The 16,835-nt window shown below is 46.8% G+C and carries 18 protein-coding genes; 8 read left to right on the top strand and 10 right to left on the bottom strand.

Annotation, left to right across the window (positions count from 1 at the left end; translation table 11 throughout):
• Window positions 1-9: 9 nt before the first annotated feature.
• Together BV11031_RS00935 and BV11031_RS00930 are read right to left on the bottom strand one after the other, a co-directional pair.
• Window positions 10-1,185, bottom strand: a complete 1,176-nt coding sequence (locus tag BV11031_RS00935) for an acetyl-CoA C-acetyltransferase (RefSeq protein WP_010330014.1) — start codon at window positions 1,183-1,185, stop codon at window positions 10-12.
• A 10-nt stretch (window positions 1,186-1,195) separates the two neighbouring features.
• Window positions 1,196-3,565, bottom strand: a complete 2,370-nt coding sequence (locus tag BV11031_RS00930) for a 3-hydroxyacyl-CoA dehydrogenase/enoyl-CoA hydratase family protein (protein WP_129550672.1) — start codon at window positions 3,563-3,565, stop codon at window positions 1,196-1,198.
• Between the two features lie 172 nt (window positions 3,566-3,737).
• Here BV11031_RS00930 and BV11031_RS00925 point away from each other — a divergent pair, with 172 nt between their 5' ends.
• On the top strand, window positions 3,738-3,884 hold the full coding sequence (locus tag BV11031_RS00925; RefSeq protein WP_010330015.1) for a YuzL family protein: 147 nt from the start codon (window positions 3,738-3,740) through the stop codon (window positions 3,882-3,884).
• Window positions 3,885-3,908: 24 nt separating this feature from the next.
• Here BV11031_RS00925 and BV11031_RS00920 read toward each other — a convergent pair whose 3' ends face one another.
• The gene (locus BV11031_RS00920) at window positions 3,909-4,817 is read right to left on the bottom strand and encodes a proline dehydrogenase family protein (RefSeq protein WP_010330016.1); all 909 of its coding nucleotides are present in this window, start codon (window positions 4,815-4,817) and stop codon (window positions 3,909-3,911) included.
• A 94-nt stretch (window positions 4,818-4,911) separates the two neighbouring features.
• Between BV11031_RS00920 and BV11031_RS00915 the strand changes: the two genes are divergently transcribed.
• The 4 genes from BV11031_RS00915 to mdtP all read left to right on the top strand — a co-directional run bounded on the left by BV11031_RS00915 (window position 4,912) and on the right by mdtP (window position 7,749).
• On the top strand, window positions 4,912-5,157 hold the full coding sequence (locus tag BV11031_RS00915; RefSeq protein ID WP_010330017.1) for a hypothetical protein: 246 nt from the start codon (window positions 4,912-4,914) through the stop codon (window positions 5,155-5,157).
• Window positions 5,158-5,169: 12 nt separating this feature from the next.
• Window positions 5,170-5,502 (top strand): spore coat protein, encoded by a 333-nt coding sequence (locus tag BV11031_RS00910; RefSeq protein ID WP_010330018.1) that lies wholly within the window; start codon window positions 5,170-5,172, stop codon window positions 5,500-5,502.
• Between the two features lie 158 nt (window positions 5,503-5,660).
• Window positions 5,661-6,131 carry a MarR family transcriptional regulator MdtR gene (gene mdtR, locus BV11031_RS00905; RefSeq protein ID WP_010330019.1) on the top strand — a complete coding sequence of 157 codons (471 nt, stop codon included), beginning with the start codon at window positions 5,661-5,663 and terminating at the stop codon, window positions 6,129-6,131.
• Window position 6,132: 1 nt separating this feature from the next.
• Window positions 6,133-7,749, top strand: coding sequence for a multidrug efflux MFS transporter MdtP (gene mdtP, locus BV11031_RS00900; protein WP_010330020.1), 1,617 nt, complete (start codon window positions 6,133-6,135; stop codon window positions 7,747-7,749).
• Between the two features lie 36 nt (window positions 7,750-7,785).
• Here the strand turns inward: mdtP and BV11031_RS00895 are convergent, their stop codons facing one another.
• Window positions 7,786-8,169, bottom strand: coding sequence for a tautomerase family protein (locus BV11031_RS00895; protein WP_010330021.1), 384 nt, complete (start codon window positions 8,167-8,169; stop codon window positions 7,786-7,788).
• Window positions 8,170-8,187: 18 nt separating this feature from the next.
• Complete coding sequence (locus BV11031_RS00890; RefSeq protein ID WP_010330022.1) at window positions 8,188-8,928, bottom strand: SDR family NAD(P)-dependent oxidoreductase; 741 nt, start codon at window positions 8,926-8,928, stop codon at window positions 8,188-8,190.
• 136 nt (window positions 8,929-9,064) lie between these two features.
• Between BV11031_RS00890 and BV11031_RS00885 the strand changes: the two genes are divergently transcribed.
• Window positions 9,065-9,952 carry a LysR family transcriptional regulator gene (locus BV11031_RS00885; RefSeq protein WP_010330023.1) on the top strand — a complete coding sequence of 296 codons (888 nt, stop codon included), beginning with the start codon at window positions 9,065-9,067 and terminating at the stop codon, window positions 9,950-9,952.
• 16 nt (window positions 9,953-9,968) lie between these two features.
• On the opposite strand, the gene BV11031_RS00880 is transcribed toward BV11031_RS00885, so the two are convergent.
• The 4 genes from BV11031_RS00880 to BV11031_RS00865 form a co-directional block, all read right to left on the bottom strand.
• Window positions 9,969-10,256, bottom strand: coding sequence for a YusU family protein (locus BV11031_RS00880; protein WP_082246360.1), 288 nt, complete (start codon window positions 10,254-10,256; stop codon window positions 9,969-9,971).
• Window positions 10,257-10,286: 30 nt separating this feature from the next.
• Window positions 10,287-11,114 (bottom strand): ABC transporter ATP-binding protein, encoded by an 828-nt coding sequence (locus tag BV11031_RS00875; RefSeq protein ID WP_082246356.1) that lies wholly within the window; start codon window positions 11,112-11,114, stop codon window positions 10,287-10,289.
• Between the two features lie 218 nt (window positions 11,115-11,332).
• A complete protein-coding gene (locus tag BV11031_RS00870) occupies window positions 11,333-11,770 on the bottom strand; it encodes a YusW family protein (protein WP_010330026.1) in 438 nt (145 codons plus the stop codon).
• A 104-nt stretch (window positions 11,771-11,874) separates the two neighbouring features.
• The gene (locus tag BV11031_RS00865; protein ID WP_010330027.1) at window positions 11,875-13,671 is read right to left on the bottom strand and encodes a M3 family oligoendopeptidase; all 1,797 of its coding nucleotides are present in this window, start codon (window positions 13,669-13,671) and stop codon (window positions 11,875-11,877) included.
• A gap of 132 nt (window positions 13,672-13,803) precedes the next feature.
• Here BV11031_RS00865 and BV11031_RS00860 point away from each other — a divergent pair, with 132 nt between their 5' ends.
• Window positions 13,804-14,646: an oxidoreductase gene (locus tag BV11031_RS00860; RefSeq protein WP_010330028.1), complete on the top strand. Its 843-nt coding sequence runs from the start codon at window positions 13,804-13,806 to the stop codon at window positions 14,644-14,646.
• A gap of 89 nt (window positions 14,647-14,735) precedes the next feature.
• Window positions 14,736-15,197 (top strand): metalloregulation DNA-binding stress protein MgrA, encoded by a 462-nt coding sequence (mrgA, locus tag BV11031_RS00855; protein ID WP_010330029.1) that lies wholly within the window; start codon window positions 14,736-14,738, stop codon window positions 15,195-15,197.
• A gap of 42 nt (window positions 15,198-15,239) precedes the next feature.
• Here the strand turns inward: mrgA and BV11031_RS00850 are convergent, their stop codons facing one another.
• Entirely contained in the window at window positions 15,240-16,616 is a 1,377-nt protein-coding gene (locus tag BV11031_RS00850; protein ID WP_010330030.1) for a S1C family serine protease, read from the bottom strand.
• Between the last annotated feature and the right edge of the window lie 219 nt (window positions 16,617-16,835).

Raw genomic sequence — 16,835 nt, 5'->3', positions numbered from 1 at the left:
TTTCCCCCTTTAGCATAATTCAAATACACCGGCCGCTCCCATCCCGCCGCCGATACACATTGTGACGACACCGAATTGCTCGTTTCTCCGTTTCATTTCATGAATAAGTGAGAGTGTAAGCTTTGTGCCTGTACAGCCAAGCGGGTGCCCAAGCGCGATTGCGCCCCCGTTGACATTCAATTTTTCTTCATCAATTCCGAGTACCCTGATCACTTGAATAGCCTGTGAAGCAAAAGCTTCGTTCAGTTCAAACAAGCCGATGTCCTGCAGCTGAAGCCCGGCAAGCTTTAAAGCACGTGGGATAGCTTCCACCGGCCCGATGCCCATCACTTCCGGCGGCACGCCTCCTACTGCAAAGGAGCGGAATTTCACAAGCGGGGCCAAGCCCAGCGCATCAGCTTTTTCCCGGTCCATCAGCATAACTGCCGCCGCTCCGTCACTCGTCTGCGAGGAATTGCCCGCAGTAACCGTTCCATCAACGGAAAAAGCCGGGCGCAATGTCGCTAAGATGTCTGTCGTCGTCTGCGGGCGAACGCCTTCATCCTGAGAAAACACAAACTGTTTTTCCCGCGGTTTATGGTTTTCTCCGATTTCTGTCACCGTCACTTCGACGGGAACAGTTTCATCTTTAAATTTCCCTTCTGCAAGGGCTTTCGCCGCATTTTGGTGGCTGCGAACGGCAAACGCATCCTGATCCTCGCGGGAGACGCCGTATTTTTTCGCGACCTGCTCGGCTGTGTGTCCCATGCTCATGTAATACTCCGGCGCCTTTTCTGCCAATGCGAGGTTCGGACGGGTCACATGCCCCATCATCGGAACCTGCGACATCGATTCTGCGCCGCCCGCGATCGCTGTATCATAAGCGCCGAGCATGATCTTTTCTGCCGCATATGCGATAGACTGAAGGCCAGATGAGCAGTAGCGATTGACTGTAATCGCCGGAACCGTGTACGGCAGCCCCGCGAGCGCGCCGATATTTCTCGCCATATTTAATCCTTGTTCCGCTTCAGGTGTCGCACAGCCGATAATCAAGTCGTCAATATTGCCCTCGTAACCGCCTGCCCGTTTCATTGTTTCTTTGACGCAAATCGCTCCCAAATCATCCGGGCGAACGGTGGCCAGCGATCCTTTTTTTGCTCTCCCAACCGGTGTTCTTGCACCTGACACTATGACTGCCTCTTTCATAAGCTCCCTCCTAATTCCGTAAAGGTTTACCTTTCACAAGCATATGCTGCATTCTCGCTTGAGACTTCGCCTCTCCTGCCAAACTCAAAAATGCTTCTCTCTCGATCTCTAATAAATATTCTTCATCGACCTCTGTACCAAACGGCACTTTTCCTCCGGCAATGACATAAGCGAGCTTTTTCGCGATGTTGACATCATGCTCAGATATATAGCCGGACAGCTTCATTTGCTCGGCGCCAAGCAAGAGTGCCGCATAACCGGTTTCTCCCGCCACCTTAACCTTTTCTTTTACAGGCGGCCGCCAGCCTGTGTCGTATAAAGATGCGGCCAGCCGTTTTGCATCGTACAGCAGGTGGTCCTGATTCACGCTGATGTGATCCGTTTCTTTTAAGATGTTCACCTCACGAGCCTCTTGGGCGGAAGCGGACACTTTCGCCATCGCAATCGTTTCGAATGTTTTCATTGCGGCTTTCATCGGATCAAGACCGCGGCGGAGATGGTTGATGTACAGCTCTTTGTTTCCTCCTCCGCCAGGGATGAGGCCGACGCCGGTTTCCACAAGCCCCATATAGGCTTCACTTGCTGCTTGAATGCGCGCCGCCGGCAGGCACACTTCCGTTCCGCCGCCGAGCGTCATTCCGAATGGAGCGGCGACAACCGGTTTCGCGCTGTACTTGATGTTCATCATCGTCTCCTGGAAACGGCGTATCACGAAGTCCACTTCCAGAAAATTGTCATCTTGAACTTCCATTAAGATCATGGCGAGATTTGCGCCGACGCAGAAATTTTTCCCTTGGTTACCAATCACAAGTCCTTTGTAGTTCCGTTCTGTTTCCTCTAATGCTTTGTTAATCATTTGGATGATATCGAGGCCGATCGCATTGCTTTTCGAATGAAATTCAAGAAGGGCCACATCATCTCCAAGGTCGATCAGGCTTGCTCCGCTGTTTTTCGCAATCACGCCGTTCGTTTCCTTGAGCGTTTGTAAATGAATTCGTTTCTTGTTTTCTTTCACGGCTCTGTATTCGCCGCGGTCATAATAAAATACCGTTCCATTTTCTCTGATGTAGAAGGTTTCATTTCCTTTGGCCAGCATGTCTTTGATCCAGCTGGGCATTTCTGCTCCAAGCTGCTCAAGCTTTTCCGCCGACTGTTTGAGGCCGATAGCGTCCCACATTTCAAACGGACCCAGCTCCCAGCCGAATCCCCACTTCATGGCTTGGTCAATCGAATGAATATCATCGGCAATCTCCCCAAGCAGTTCGGCTGAGTACAGCAGCGTTTGAGTTGTGATATTCCACAGCAGTCTGCCGGCTCTGTCACCCGAATAAATAAGCGCTTTCATTTTGGCTTTTGTCCCTTTTGCCTGTTTTGCCGCTTCAAGTGCCGGTGATTTCATTTTTGTCCGCTCGCCGTAAGTAAGCGTCACGGGGTCAAGCTCATAAATCGTTTTTCCTTCTTTTTTATAAAAGCCTTGGCCCGCCTTGCTTCCGATCCACCCTTTTTCAAGCATATCGTTCATGAAAACTGGCAGGCGGAACACTTCTTTCTCTTCCCCATCCGCTTTGTCATACACATTTCGGGCGACATGGGCGAATGTATCGAGCCCGACAACATCAAGCGTTCTAAAGGTCGCGCTTTTCGGCCTGCCGATCAGCGGGCCTGTGATCGAATCGACCTCCCCGACCTGATAACCGCCATTGAGCATTTCTTGGACTGTGACGAGAAGCCCGTACGTTCCGATGCGGTTTGCGATAAAGTTCGGTGTGTCCTTTGCTGTGACGGCGCCTTTGCCGAGGACATTTTCGCCGAAAGCTGTCATAAACTTTAAAATGTCAGGGTCCGTTTCCTTAATCGGAATGACCTCCAACAGTTTCAAATAGCGGGCGGGATTAAAAAAGTGCGTTCCGAGAAAATGGGCTTTAAAATCTGCCGATCGCCCTTCAGCCATCTCCTGCACAGATATGCCGGAGGTGTTGCTTGAGACAATGCTTCCAGGCTTTCGATGTTCATCCACAAGTGCGAAAATCTGCTTTTTGACTTCTAGATTTTCGACAACGACCTCAATGATCCAATCCGCTTCGTTCAGCTTCGCTGCATCATCCTCCAGATTGCCTGGCGTGATATAGGATGTATTTTCCGCTGATGTGAGGGGAGCGGGCTTTTGTTTCAGCAGTTTTTTCACCGCCTGCCGGCTCAGCCTGCTGCGCACCTCCGGACTGTCCATCGCCAGCCCCTTTTTTTCCTCTTCCTTTGTCAAATCGTTCGGCACAATATCAAGCAGCAGGACAGGAATGCCGATATTAGCCAAATGCGCCGCAATCCCGGAACCCATTACCCCCGATCCTAAAACGGCTGCCTTCCGAATATGTTTGTGCATGAGATATCCCCCTTGAACATTGAATGAATAGTCATTCATTTTTTGGCCAAAAAAAATGAAACCCGTTTCTTCTTTCATCTTAAAAGATTTCCGCTTCGACTTCAATAGCTAATTTGTATTTTTTGTATGAAGCTTATAAAAGACGGGCAACTTAAACCCGGAGGTGAAGGGAATGGTGCGAGAGAAAAAAAATCCGTCTTCAGCGGCAGTCAGCGCGGCGAGCGTAAAGGGCGATGCCGGTCCGACACAGCATTACGGCGGCGGAAAACGGACAAGTCAAAATCAGCAGTATAAAAAACAAAACATGGATCAATCATGACGCAGCTGCTTCCCGCGGCTGCTTTCACTTTTTCAAGATCCCTTTTAACACAAACGCTGCATTGGCGGGCCGTTCGGCAATTCTTCTCATAAAGTAGCTGAACCAGTCCGTTCCATACGGGACATACACACGCATTCTGTACCCTTCCTTAGCCAGTTCCTTCTGCCGCTCCGGCCTGATGCCGTACAGCATTTGAAACTCAAATTGTGACGCTGGGATATGATGTTCAGCAACGAGTTGTTTCGTATACGCAATGATATCATCGTCATGTGTGGCGACAGCCGTGTAGTTTCCGCTTAACAGCTGCAGCTTTATTAAACTCTGAAAATGAAGGTCTGTTCCTTTTTTGTCAGGGAACGCGACCGCCGCAGATTCTTTATAAGCGCCTTTCACAAGTCTGAGATTTGGCTTTAAGCCGCGCATCATCCTGATATCTTCTGCCGCCCGGTACAGATATGCCTGAATGACCGTGCCGAGCATCTCAAATTCTGGTTTGCATTGCCTGTAGATGGCGAGTGTCTGTTCATAATGAGAATAGTCTTCCATATCAATCGTCACAGCAACACCATATTGTTTCGCAGCAGATAGAATCGCTCGCAAATGAGAAAGGGCAAGTTCTTCTGAAAGATCGAGCCCGATTGAGGTCAGCTTGAGTGAGAGCTCTGAGTCCAATTGATGCTCGGCAATGGCTTGAATGGCTTTCTTGCATTCCTCTGCGACTTGCTTCGCTTCTTTTTCCGAAGCTGCATACTCGCCTAAATAATCAATTGTTGCGCGCAAACCGGATCTATTTAGCCTTTTGACCGCCTTAACCGCCGATTCAATTGTATCCCCTGCGACAAACCTTCGTGCTCCAAGCCGCGCCCCATATGCTTTTGCGAACTTGGTAAGTGCTTTATTTTGAGATAAAAATAAAAACACACGTCTCAACATCCGACTCCCTCCTGCCTTCATCTTCAAAACATCTGTATATAACTCCCAGACTGAAGGAAACTATACATGAACAAAAAACCAAAGGAGGATTACAATGGACAATCAGCAGCAATCCAATATGCCGCCTTCCGTCATTTCCACAAAAGATCACTTGTATCTGAAAGACATGTTGAACTGGAATTTGCTCGCAATGAAAAAAGCGCATTTCATGGCGCAGCAGTGCCAGGATCAATCGTTAAAACAAGAACTAGACCGCGTCGGACATATGCATCATGACCACTTTCAAAGAATAGTAAAACACCTGCAGCCAGGCCAGCAGCAGTCCAGCTATATCCAATAAGGAGGCGACAGAATGAATCAGCAAAATCAAAAAATCAGCAACCCGCAAACACCTGTACCGACAACTCCGAAGATGAATGACAGAGATTTCATCAACGAACTGCTGACAACAGAAAAATATATGACAACAGCTTATTGCACAGCCTTGAACGAATTCAGCCATGAGTCTCTCTATCAGGATATTCAGGCCATTTTTGATGAGTCACAAAAAACACAAAGAAAACTGTATGACCTCATGTTCCAATATGGATGGTATTCTGTTGAAGCGGAGGATGCCCAAAAGCTGCAGAAGTCTTATCAAAAATTCGACAAGACCATTCAGCAGCAGTCTCCTTATCAGCAATAAACATCGAGAAAAAGGATAGGATGTTCTTAAAGGGCATCTATCCTTTTTTTGTGTGAAATTGGTTGACTTTTTATTTATATTTATTTATATTTAATACACCTTAACTATTTTACTATCTTAAATATAAATGCAGTTTATGTAACAGGGGAGAAATGAATATGAAAAGTGCGGATCAGCTAATGTCCGATATTCAATTATCGCTTCAGGCGCTCTTTCAAAGGATACAGCCTGAAATGCTGGAAAGCATGGAGAAACAAGGAGTTACCCCAGCGCAGCTGTTTGTGCTGGCCAGCTTAAAAAAACACGGCAGCCTTAAAATTTCTGAAATCGCCGAGCGGATGGAGGTCAAGCCTAGCGCTGTGACGTTAATGGCAGATCGACTTGAACAAAAAAATCTTATCGCCAGAACACACAATACAAAAGACAGGCGAGTGATTGATATCAGTCTTACTGATGAAGGAGACAGAAAGTTCGAGGAGATTTTGGCAGGCAGAAAAGCCATTATGGCCCGATACCTTTCCTTCTTGACGGAGGAGGAAATGCTTCAGGCGGCACGTATCACAGAAAAACTCGCACAGGCTGCGGCTGAAGCGGATGAAAAGCAAAACATGAAAAGAGGAAACGGATGACATGAGTAATGAAGGCAAACAATCAAAACGGACGTTATTAATCACAGGCTTAGTGATTGCCATGTTTTTTTCAGCTCTTGACGGTACCATTGTCGGAACGGCCATGCCGAAAATTGTCGGTGATCTGGGCGGTTTGAGCATGATGACATGGCTGACAACAGCATACTTATTAACCTCAACAACAGTCGTTCCGATTGCCGGTAAACTGGCCGATTTATTGGGACGGCGCATTGTCTATGTATCAGGTTTGATTATTTTTATGGCCGCTTCCGCTTTGTGCGGAATGGCCAACAATATGACAGAATTGATTATTTTCCGAGGGCTGCAGGGAATCGGCGGAGGCATTATGATGCCGATGGCGATGATTGTCATCGGTGACTTATTCACTGGAAAACAGCGTGCCAAATTCCAAGGGGTCTTTGGTGCGATTTACGGGCTGGCTTCAGTGATTGGGCCGCAAATCGGCGGCTGGATTGTAGACTCGCTCAACTGGAAATGGGTTTTCTATATTAACCTTCCAGTCGGAATTATTGCCGTTATTTTTATTGCCCGAGGATTGCAGGGCCGCCAGCAGACAGGTCCGATCAACTTCGATATCGCTGGGATTTTCACAATGATTGTCGGGGTTGTCAGCCTCCTGCTCGCCTTAAGCTTTGGCGGAAAAGATTATGCGTGGGGTTCGTGGCAGATTCTTGGCCTGTTTGCCCTTGCGCTGATCGGCATTGTCAGCTTTATTATCGTGGAATCAAAAGCAAAAGAACCGATCCTGCCCATGTATCTCTTTAAAAACAGAACGTTTACATTTTTAAACTTGATCGGTTTCTTTATGAGTATCGGCATGTTTGGTGCGATTACGTTTGTTCCTTTCTTTATGCAGGGAATTGTCGGTGTAAGTGCGTCTGAATCAGGCACGATTATGACACCGATGATGATCTCTATGATTATCACAAGCATTATCGGCGGCCAGCTGGTTTATAAAATCGGCATTAAACCGCAAATCATAACAGGCATGCTGATTATGGCCGGGGGATTCCTGCTGTTAACGACTTTGGATCTTGATACAAGCAAGCTTGTCGCTACATCGTATATGGCGATTATTGGTCTGGGAATGGGTCTGGTTATGCCGATTCTGACACTGGCTTTACAAGAAAGCTTTTCGAAGGAAGAGCTTGGGGTTGTCACCTCATCCAGTCAATTCTTCCGTTCTATCGGAGGAACATTCGGCATTACCATGCTGGGAGCTGTAATGAATGCGAGGTCAGGAAACTTATTAACAGATAAACTTGTGCCGTATTTAGACTCACTTCCGGCACAGGCAAGCTCATTTGCCGACCAGCTAAAGAGTATGATTGATACTAATCCGCAAGGGCTGCTGCAATCACTGTTCAGTCCGGACGCATTGAAACAAATCCCTGCGGCTTTCTCATCACATATTATGCCCATTTTAAAAACATCGTTGATGGATTCGCTCCACAGCGTGTTTTATACAGGCTTGATCTTTATCGCAGTCGGAGCCGTTTTTACCTTGTTCTTAAAGCCAATCAAGCTATCGAACAAGAAAACGGATGAACAAGTAAAAGAAAAAGCGGCACAAGCCATTGAATCACCTTCGCATTAATAGAGCGCCCCGCGGGTACCAATCCGCGGGGTTTTTTTATTCGATCATCTGGGCCCTTCCATTTCCAAACGACCAATCCTCATCCTGGTTTCCGGCCAGCATGATAAACACATCATCTTTTCTTATGCCAAGCTTGGAATGAAGGCTGCTTGCGATTGAGCGGTAAAGCGCTTTTTTCTGTTCAGTGGTTCTTGAATCTTTCAAGGTAAAATGAATGTATACCAGTTCATCAGTGCGCTCGACCCGCAGATAAGACGGATCATAAAAAAATTCGCTGTTATCATACTGCCTGATGACTTGAAAATAGTCATCTTCCGGCACATTGATTTCTTCGATCATCGATTGGTGGATGGTCCTGCTTAGGGTTTGAAGCCACGCTTCGCTTCTCCTCGCCCGCAAATGAATCTGTACAAATGGCATCTCCCGCATCTCCTCTCTTTATAGCGTCTGTCCGCTGTCAACTGTGATGATTTGGCCTGTAAGTGATTCCTGTTCAACAAGCGAACAAATCAATTTGGCGACATCATCCGATTCAGCCATTCGCTGCAGCGGCAAAGTGCCGATCATGCTCTTCATTTTCTCTTCCTGGCCAGCCCACCATCTCGTTGCTACAGCCCCCGGTGCTACACCGTTCACTCTGATTTCAGGCGCCAAGGCGTGCGCCAAAGATTTCGTTAAACCGTGTACAGCCGATTTTGACACAGCGTAAGGCATAGATGAGCCCGCCCCAGTTATCCCTGCGATGCTTCCGACATTTACGATTGCTCCAGCCTTGCTTTTTTTCATGAACGGGACCACTGCCCGCGCGCAGAAAAACATCCCTTTCACATTGACAGCATACAGTTCATCCCAGACATCTTCTGTCGCAGCTTCAAGATCATCCATTGGAATATGCCGTGTCATACTGGCATTATTGACTAAAACATCAATCGTGCCGTACGTTTTTACGATCGATTGAACCATATCCTGCACTTCGCGCTCTTTTGAGACATTCGTTCTGATGGCAAAGGCTTGCCCGCCAGATTTTTGAATCATTTCGACTGTTTCCTCCGCTTCAGATTGCGAACGTGAATAATTCACCGCAACAATCGCTCCGCGTTTTGCCAATTCCATGCTGGCTGCTCTTCCGATTCCTGTACCGCCCCCCGTTACGAGAGCTATTTTGTTCATGACATTCATTGCCTCCACTCCTTGCTGTTTATGAAATGATCTTGCTGATTCCATTGTAATCCAGGTTGGGTGTTACGTATAATGATTGTTAAAGATACTTGTTATCATTCAGATTGATATCAACAAACGAACGGAGGCATTCAAAATGGAAAGCGGAGATTTACGTGTGTTTCAAATGGTAGCCCGTGAAGGTTCCATTACGAAAGCGGCCAAGCAGCTTGGCTATGTGCAATCGAATGTCACGGCAAGAGTTCAGCAATTGGAAGCTGAGCTTGGCACCATTCTGTTTTTGCGCCATAATCGGGGCATGACACTTTCTGCAAGCGGAAAACTGCTGCTGGACTATGCGAATAAAATTATCGGCCTGCTGGATGAAGCGTCAAAAGCACTCTCATCCTCTGTCGAACCAAGCGGGCCGCTTATGATCGGCTCCACACAGACAACCGCCGCGGTAAGGCTTCCGAAGCTTCTGGCTTCTTATTATGAAGAATACCCAAACGTACAGCTGTCATTAACGACAGGGCATACTCAATTTCTCCTCGATAAAGTTCTTCGTTACGAATTGGATGGCGCGTTTATCGGATGTGAATGCAATCATCCTGATCTCGAATCCTATCCCGCATTTGAGGAAGAACCAGTGGTTGTTTCGGCGGCTTCCGTGTCTGATGCAGAAGAAGCCGCCACAAAGCCGATTCTCGTTTACAGCACAGGCTGTTCATATCGTGAGACACTTGAAAAATGGCTGCGTTCCGTCGGTGTCACACAGCCGGTCATGATGGAATTTGGCACGCTTGAAGCGATTATCGGCGGGGTTACAGCGGGTCTTGGCATCTCATTGCTGCCGAGAACGGTTGTGCAGAAACACGAGGCTGAAGGGGCGATTCGCTTGTACCCGTTGCCTAAAGCGCTTAGCCAGATGAAAACAGAATTTGTTGTCCGTAAAGATTCGTTTATCAGCAGTGCGCTGCGGACCTTTATGGATTCCTTTGCGCCAGATCAAACGGCAGCATCACAAAAAAGCAGTCTGCTGTAATGGGCAGACTGCTTTTTTATTGTTTGTTTCGATGGGCTTCATTCAATTCCTTAATATGCTGAATAACATCTTTAATGCCCTGCTTCGCGTCAGGATATGTCGCATTCCAATGCTTAGCGAGCGGCGGCATGCTTTTGGCTATATGCGTGTACAAAATCCATTGCTTCACTTCTTCTTTTAGCTCATTGCTTGCTTCACCAAGCAGAAGCTCAGTATACTTCTCCAGCAATCCATCGAGCTGCTCCTGAAGTTTGTGATCCATTTTCCATCTTCCTTTCGAAAAAACAGCAAGGAGCTTTCTCAAATTGAAAGCTCCTTTCGCTGGCATTATTGATTACCCATGTGATGTGAAAGCCGCTTCCTGGACAATGCATCTGCCCCTGCCGTGAGGAATGCAAAGAGGCGTTCCGAACAGCGGGTCCTGTGTAACCTGGCAGTTCATAGAAAACACATTTTGCACAAGGTCACAGGTGATAACCTCTTCCGGACGTCCTTCAGCATAAATCCGTTTATCTTTTATGGCTACAAGGTGATGCGCGTAGCGGCATGCCAAGTTTAAGTCATGAAGAACCATCACAATCGTCCGCTCTTCCTTTTCATTCAGCTCAAACAGCAAATCAAGGATTTCAATTTGGTGCGTCATGTCTAAATACGTTGTCGGCTCATCCAGAAGGATAATATCCGTTTCCTGCGCAAGCGTCATCGCGATCCAAGCCCGCTGGCGCTGTCCTCCTGACAAAGAGTCGACGGCGCGGTCAGCCATGTCCTCAAGTTTGGTTGCTTTAAGCGCTCTCTCAACCGCTGCCTCATCCTCTTTTGACCACTGTTTCAGCCAATTTTGGTAAGGGTACCTTCCTTGCTTCACCAGCTGATGCACCGTCAGCCCCTCTGGAGCCGAAGGGCCCTGCGGCAGGATTGCGAGCTCTTTTGCGACTTCCTTCGTCGGAAGCTTGGCAATCGCTCTTCCTTCCAGCAGCACTGAACCGCCTCTCGGCTTCATCAGGCGCGCTAATGAACGTAAAAGTGTCGATTTTCCGCAGCCGTTGCTGCCAATAAATACGGTAATTTCACCTTTTGGAATGGTTAAATTCAACTCATCAATAATAACGGCATCCCCGTATCCTAAGCTCAGCGTTTCTGTAGAAATTGCACTCATACCCATAACCGCTCCTTTTTGCTGGCTTTTTAGCAGCACTATGTATTACACGTTTTCTATATATATGCGTCTGAAGTCAATTGTCATCAATGCAAGTGATTCGATATTCAGCCATTTTCATATGGCCATATATCCCTCATTGTAGCAGAAAACAGTGACTTTGAAAATCATTTTCAATTAGTATTTTGGACATAATTGGCGTTTATGGGTTTTTCATCACAAGATCATTTCTTAATTTCTCTGACTGAGCCGTCCTTCAGCTTTAGTTTTAAGTCGATATGATCATAATGGCTGTCCAGATTAAACGCTGCCAGCACACTGTGAATCACTTCAGATTCAGCCATTTGCTCTGTTACGGAAAGCTCGCTCAGAATCATTTTCATCTCATCTAAGGCTTCTTCCCCCTCCTGCTTGACACCGGAGAGCTTATCCTGGATTTCCGCTGTTTCCTGAGTCCCTTTTTTTGTATATATGCCTTCATACCGATTATGCTCACCATCTCCGTAGCTCACACGGAGCGAAAAATCGCTGTAAGGAACAGACTTCAGCTGGGTGACGGCTGTATTTTCTCCTTCTGCCTGCTGCTTGTCTTCGTTGAGACGGCAGCCAGCAATCAGAACCATTGCGAAGCAAATAGCCCCGGCTGCTCTGATCAAACGCATATGTCTCCCCCCTGTAGGATTCCATTTGTTTTAGGTATGTCCAGAGAATGGAATCCTCATTCAGAGATGGATTGAAAAAGCCGAGGCGTATAACGCCACGGCTTTTAAGATTCAGTCATTTCCAAAAAGGCTTCCGCATCCCGCACGGCCAGCTTGATGGCATTCTCCCAGAAATCTCGCTTCGTAATGTCAGCGCCCAAATGCTTCATCGCCAAATCCTCCACGGTCATAGAAGCCGTATCCCGCAATAGCGCGGTATATTTCTCTTCAAACGCGTTTTTTTCTTCAAGCGCCAGTGCGTAAATGCCGAGAGAAAACAGGTAGCCGAACGTATAAGGAAAATTGTAAAACGGCACTCTCGTAATATGGAAGTGGAGCTTCGACGCCCAAAAGAGCGGATGGTACTCTCCTAATGAGTTGCAGTATGCCTCTTTTTGCGCCTCTTCCATCAGTTCATTCAAACGGGCGGCCGGGACGGCTCCCCGCTTTCGTTCTTCGTAAAATCTCGTTTCGAATAGGAACCTGGCGTGGATATTCATGAAGAACGCAACGCTTCTTTGTACTTTATCCTCGAGAAGGACAAGCTTTTCTTCCTTCGTCTCCGCCTGCTGAACAGTCGCGTCCGCCACAATCATCTCGGCAAACGTTGAAGCCGTTTCCGCTACGTTCATCGCGTAGGACCGGTTTAACGGCCTGACGTTGAGCATCGCTTCCTGATGGAACGCGTGCCCGAGCTCATGTGCAAGCGTTGATACATTTGAGGCACTTCCCGAAAATGTCATGAAAATCCGCGATTCCCCGCTGTCCGGAAAGCTCGTGCAAAAACCGCCGACTCTTTTTCCGCTCCTGTCTTCCGCCTCAACCCAACGGTCCCGAAACGCTTTTTCTGTGAAAGCGGACAGCTTTTTGCCAAACGTGGAAAATTGGCTGACAATGACATTTGCGGCTTCATCATATGAATACACCTTTCCATCAGATCCGATTGGGGCCTCAACATCGTACCAGCTGAGCTTTTCAAGGCCGAGCATGGACGCTTTGCGGTTCAAAAACTGAACGAACGGCTGCTTGTTTTCAGTGATGACCTGCCACATCGTATCCAATGTTTCTTTTTTCATCCTGTTGATCTGCAGCGGCTCCTTCAGGACATTCTCCCAGCCGCGCGCTTTATAGGTTTCAAGCCGGAACCCCGCCAAATGATTGAGTGTGCTGCTGAATAGATCCTGCTTGCTTTCCCACGCTTGATGCAAACGTTCATATATTGTTTTTCTGACAGCGCGGTCTTGATGCCCCATCACATTTTCCGCCTGACCGACAGACAATTGCTTATTCTCACCGTTTTCCTCATATGGTATGGTCATTTTCCCGACAACCATATTGTATAAGTCACTCCAAGCGTGATATCCGTCCACCGCAAGGTTTCCAATCAGTTTTTCTTTACCCGGGCTGAGCTTTTCGGCAACCCTTTGTCTTCTTTCATTTAATATGTACGATACATCACGTAATCCCGGTTTTGTTAACAATTCATTCCACACATCTTGTTCAATGGCCACCAGTTTATGATCTAAGGTGACGAGGGACGATTGGAATTCTGCGTTAAGCCGATTCATGAGTGACTGATGCTCAGCAGCCTTTTGATCACTGATATTCTGGGCCTGAAGGCAAGCAACAAAAGCACCAGCCTGCTGAAGTTTGACAGAAGTCTGTTCGAATAAATCTAGCAAAGCAATCATCGCTTCAGCGTCTTCAGGCGATTCAGGCACCTGAAACCCATCAGTCATCTCTTGAAATGCACGCAGACTTTGTGAAAGCTTTTCAATATATCCTTTAAATTCTGCTGATTGGCTCCCGCCCTTAAAAAACGAATCCAGATCCCATCTTTGGTCTATCCCTTGCAGCGCCATTATACAAAACCCCTTTCCTCTTTCGTCTTATTATAGAACAATTCTGAATTATTGTATAAAAATTTCTTTTATAGGGGTCATTTTCCGTTCATGATTGTACAATAGCTGTAGCAGGTAAATAGGAGGTATACAATGAATAAAAAAATCGCGATCGTAACAGGAGCTTCAAAAGGCTTTGGCCAGCTGGCAGCCGTAAAGCTCGCCAAGACATTTTTTGTGATTGCCACAACAAGACAGCCTGAGAAAGCTGAACAGCTTCGGGAGTTGGCCGCAGCCCACCATGTAGCTGACTCTATCCACATTACCGCTCTCGACGTCACCGATGAACATTCGATAGCCTCATTCGGAAAAGCCATTAGCGCTTACGCTCCTATTGATCTTCTCGTCAACAACGCCGGAGCCGCTTATGGAGGATTTGTCGAGGATGTGCCGATGGACCATTTCAGACAACAATTTGAAACGAATGTCTTCGGAGTAATCCATGTGACAAAAACCATTCTGCCTTACATAAGAAAGCATGGCGGAGCAAAGATTATAAACGTGAGCAGCATCAGCGGCCTGACCGGATTTCCCGCACTGTCGCCTTATGCATCCTCCAAGCATGCATTGGAGGGTTTTTCTGAGAGCCTGCGTGTGGAGCTGCTTCCGTTCGGTATCCACACCGCTTTGGTCGAGCCCGGCTCATACAAAACGTCGATCTGGTCCACCTCTTTATCACATTATATGTCGGTGCCTGCTGACGATTCAGCCTATCATCAATACTATAAAAAGATCCTTTCCTACGTTGAAAAAAACGCGGACGAAAGCGGAGATCCCCAAGAAGTTGCCGACCTTATTTATCAATTGGCAACAAAACAGCACATAAAGAAATTGCGATATCCGATCGGAAAAGGCGTCAAGCTCACCTTGTTATTCCGAGCGCTTTTTCCTTGGTCTGCATGGGAGTCTATCCTAAAGAAAAAACTATTCAGATGATCTAAATTATAATTATTATAATTTAGTATTGATTTTTAATTGATACGTGGTATAATTAAATTAACAGATCACAAGGAGGACGTTATCTTATGAAAACTGAAAACGCAAAAACAAACCAAACATTAGTTGAGAATTCAATGAACACACAATTATCAAACTGGTTTCTTTTATACTCTAAGCTCCACCGTTTCCATTGGTATGTGAAAGGGCCGCATTTCTTCACATTGCATGAGAAATTTGAAGAATTGTACGACCATGCGGCGGAAACAGTTGATACTATCGCTGAGCGCCTGCTGGCAATCGGCGGCCAGCCTGTAGCCACATTGAAGGAATATACTGAGCATGCATCTATCACTGACAGCGGAAACGAAACATCAGCATCAGAAATGGTACAAGCATTGGTAAACGACTACAAACAAATCAGCAGCGAATCTAAATTCGTAATCGGCCTGGCTGAAGAAAATCAAGACAACGCGACAGCGGACTTGTTTGTCGGATTAATTGATGAAGTTGAAAAACAAGTGTGGATGCTTTCCGCTTACTTAGGATAAAAAAAAGCTGAACCCTTTTCGGGTTCAGCTTTTTGATTACTCCTAACTTGAGCTGCTTTCTGTCTGCTTGGTCAGAGTCACATTCAAGGTTTCGGTTTTTCCGTTTCGAAGGACTTGTATGGTTGTTTTGTCTCCGACTTTCAAGTCCTTGTAAAGGATCTGACGGATATCCGCGCTGCTTTCCACGTCTTTCCCGTTTAGTTTGACAATGACATCCTCAGATTTGATACCGGCTTTGGCCGCTGGTGAATGTCCTTGAACTTCTTTTACATACACACCTTTGCCTAATTGATCTCCAAACAGGCCAAGCGTATTTTCCTGATAGGTTTGAGGAACTTGTGACATGTCAATCATTTGCACGCCTAAAAACGGACGTTCTACCTTTCCATTTTCAAGCAGCTGGTCAACAATCGGCTCGACATCATTGCTCGGGATCGCAAATCCAAGTGATTCTACGCCGCTCTCGCTCACCTTTAAGCTGTTGATGCCGATCACTTGGCCGCTCGCGTTGATTAACGGGCCTCCGCTGTTCCCTGGATTGATCGCTGCGTCAGTTTGCAGCACGTTCATTTCCACCTTGCCTTGTGTGGTATCGACATCAATTGTCCGGTTCAGACCGCTGATGATGCCTTGTGTCACCGTACCGGAAAACTGCTGTCCGAGCGGATTTCCGATGGCGATGACCTTTTCGCCCGTGCGCAGCTGTGATGAGTCACCGAAGCTCGCGACTTTTTTGATGTTCTTGCCGCTGATCTCCAGAACAGCCAAATCGGTTATCGCATCGCTGCCGACAAGCTTGGCACTTTCCGTTTCTCCATTATATAACGTGACCGTCAGCTTATTCGCCCCTTCAACGACATGATTATTTGTAATGATATACGCTTTATCACCGTCTTTGTTGAAAATGACGCCTGATCCGGTTCCGCTTTCACTTTCCGAGCTGGAGCCGCCTCCTGTGCCGAAAGTGTTATTTTGCGAGGTTTGGATATTTGAGATTCCGACAATCGTCGGCTCTAAATCCTCTACCATATCAGCGACGTTTGAAGCGTTTGTGATCGGTGTCGTTGTAAAATGATCTGACTGTACCTGTTTATTCGCGGAAGCGGTCTCCGTCGTCTGATCTTGGTCTGACGGCAGATAAGGCGCGATGCCGAGCATCAGGCCGCCGCCGATAATCCCGCCCAAAATCGGGCTCAGCCATGCGGCTTTCCTTTTCTTTTCTTTTTTCACAGCTGTTTCTTTCTTCTCCATTTCTAAAGAGGAAGCCGTTTCTTTCCGTCCCGCTTCATATGAAACAGGCGCGTCAAGCAATTCCTGTTCAGGATGGTCAATCTGCTGCCGGTTTTCTGAATTCTGATGTTCTGTATGTGAAGATTCTGTTTGATGTTGGTCGTTTTGATCATCACGTCGATAATCCATGTTCCTACACTCCTTTAACGGTTTTTCATTTATCGTTACATCGTCAACGCATGTACAAGTTCAATTGTCCCAATGATGAGAAGAAAAGCAAAGCACCAAAATACAATATGTTTGATCATCCTGCATCTTCCTCGCTCTTTTTCTCTTCCTTTCTTCCCTTATACACATCATAAACAAACATTGTGGGATAAAAATGAAAAGAATATGTGAAATTATGAA

Source organism: Bacillus vallismortis (assembly GCF_004116955.1).
Taxonomy (GTDB): Bacteria; Bacillota; Bacilli; order Bacillales; family Bacillaceae; genus Bacillus; species Bacillus vallismortis.
This window is presented reverse-complemented; position numbering and strand designations above follow the sequence as displayed.

Bases quoted from the DNA above. Each gene is read 5' to 3' on its own strand.
- BV11031_RS00935 (WP_010330014.1), bottom strand. From the start codon at position 1,185: ATGAAAGAGGCAGTCATAGTGTCAGGTGCAAGAACACCGGTTGGGAGA.
- BV11031_RS00930 (WP_129550672.1), bottom strand. From the start codon at position 3,565: ATGCACAAACATATTCGGAAGGCAGCCGTTTTAGGATCGGGGGTAATG.
- BV11031_RS00925 (WP_010330015.1), top strand. From the start codon at position 3,738: ATGGTGCGAGAGAAAAAAAATCCGTCTTCAGCGGCAGTCAGCGCGGCG.
- BV11031_RS00920 (WP_010330016.1), bottom strand. From the start codon at position 4,817: ATGTTGAGACGTGTGTTTTTATTTTTATCTCAAAATAAAGCACTTACC.
- BV11031_RS00915 (WP_010330017.1), top strand. From the start codon at position 4,912: ATGGACAATCAGCAGCAATCCAATATGCCGCCTTCCGTCATTTCCACA.
- BV11031_RS00910 (WP_010330018.1), top strand. From the start codon at position 5,170: ATGAATCAGCAAAATCAAAAAATCAGCAACCCGCAAACACCTGTACCG.
- mdtR (WP_010330019.1), top strand. From the start codon at position 5,661: ATGAAAAGTGCGGATCAGCTAATGTCCGATATTCAATTATCGCTTCAG.
- mdtP (WP_010330020.1), top strand. From the start codon at position 6,133: ATGAGTAATGAAGGCAAACAATCAAAACGGACGTTATTAATCACAGGC.
- BV11031_RS00895 (WP_010330021.1), bottom strand. From the start codon at position 8,169: ATGCCATTTGTACAGATTCATTTGCGGGCGAGGAGAAGCGAAGCGTGG.
- BV11031_RS00890 (WP_010330022.1), bottom strand. From the start codon at position 8,928: ATGAATGTCATGAACAAAATAGCTCTCGTAACGGGGGGCGGTACAGGA.
- BV11031_RS00885 (WP_010330023.1), top strand. From the start codon at position 9,065: ATGGAAAGCGGAGATTTACGTGTGTTTCAAATGGTAGCCCGTGAAGGT.
- BV11031_RS00875 (WP_082246356.1), bottom strand. From the start codon at position 11,114: ATGGGTATGAGTGCAATTTCTACAGAAACGCTGAGCTTAGGATACGGG.
- BV11031_RS00870 (WP_010330026.1), bottom strand. From the start codon at position 11,770: ATGCGTTTGATCAGAGCAGCCGGGGCTATTTGCTTCGCAATGGTTCTG.
- BV11031_RS00865 (WP_010330027.1), bottom strand. From the start codon at position 13,671: ATGGCGCTGCAAGGGATAGACCAAAGATGGGATCTGGATTCGTTTTTT.
- BV11031_RS00860 (WP_010330028.1), top strand. From the start codon at position 13,804: ATGAATAAAAAAATCGCGATCGTAACAGGAGCTTCAAAAGGCTTTGGC.
- mrgA (WP_010330029.1), top strand. From the start codon at position 14,736: ATGAAAACTGAAAACGCAAAAACAAACCAAACATTAGTTGAGAATTCA.
- BV11031_RS00850 (WP_010330030.1), bottom strand. From the start codon at position 16,616: ATGGATTATCGACGTGATGATCAAAACGACCAACATCAAACAGAATCT.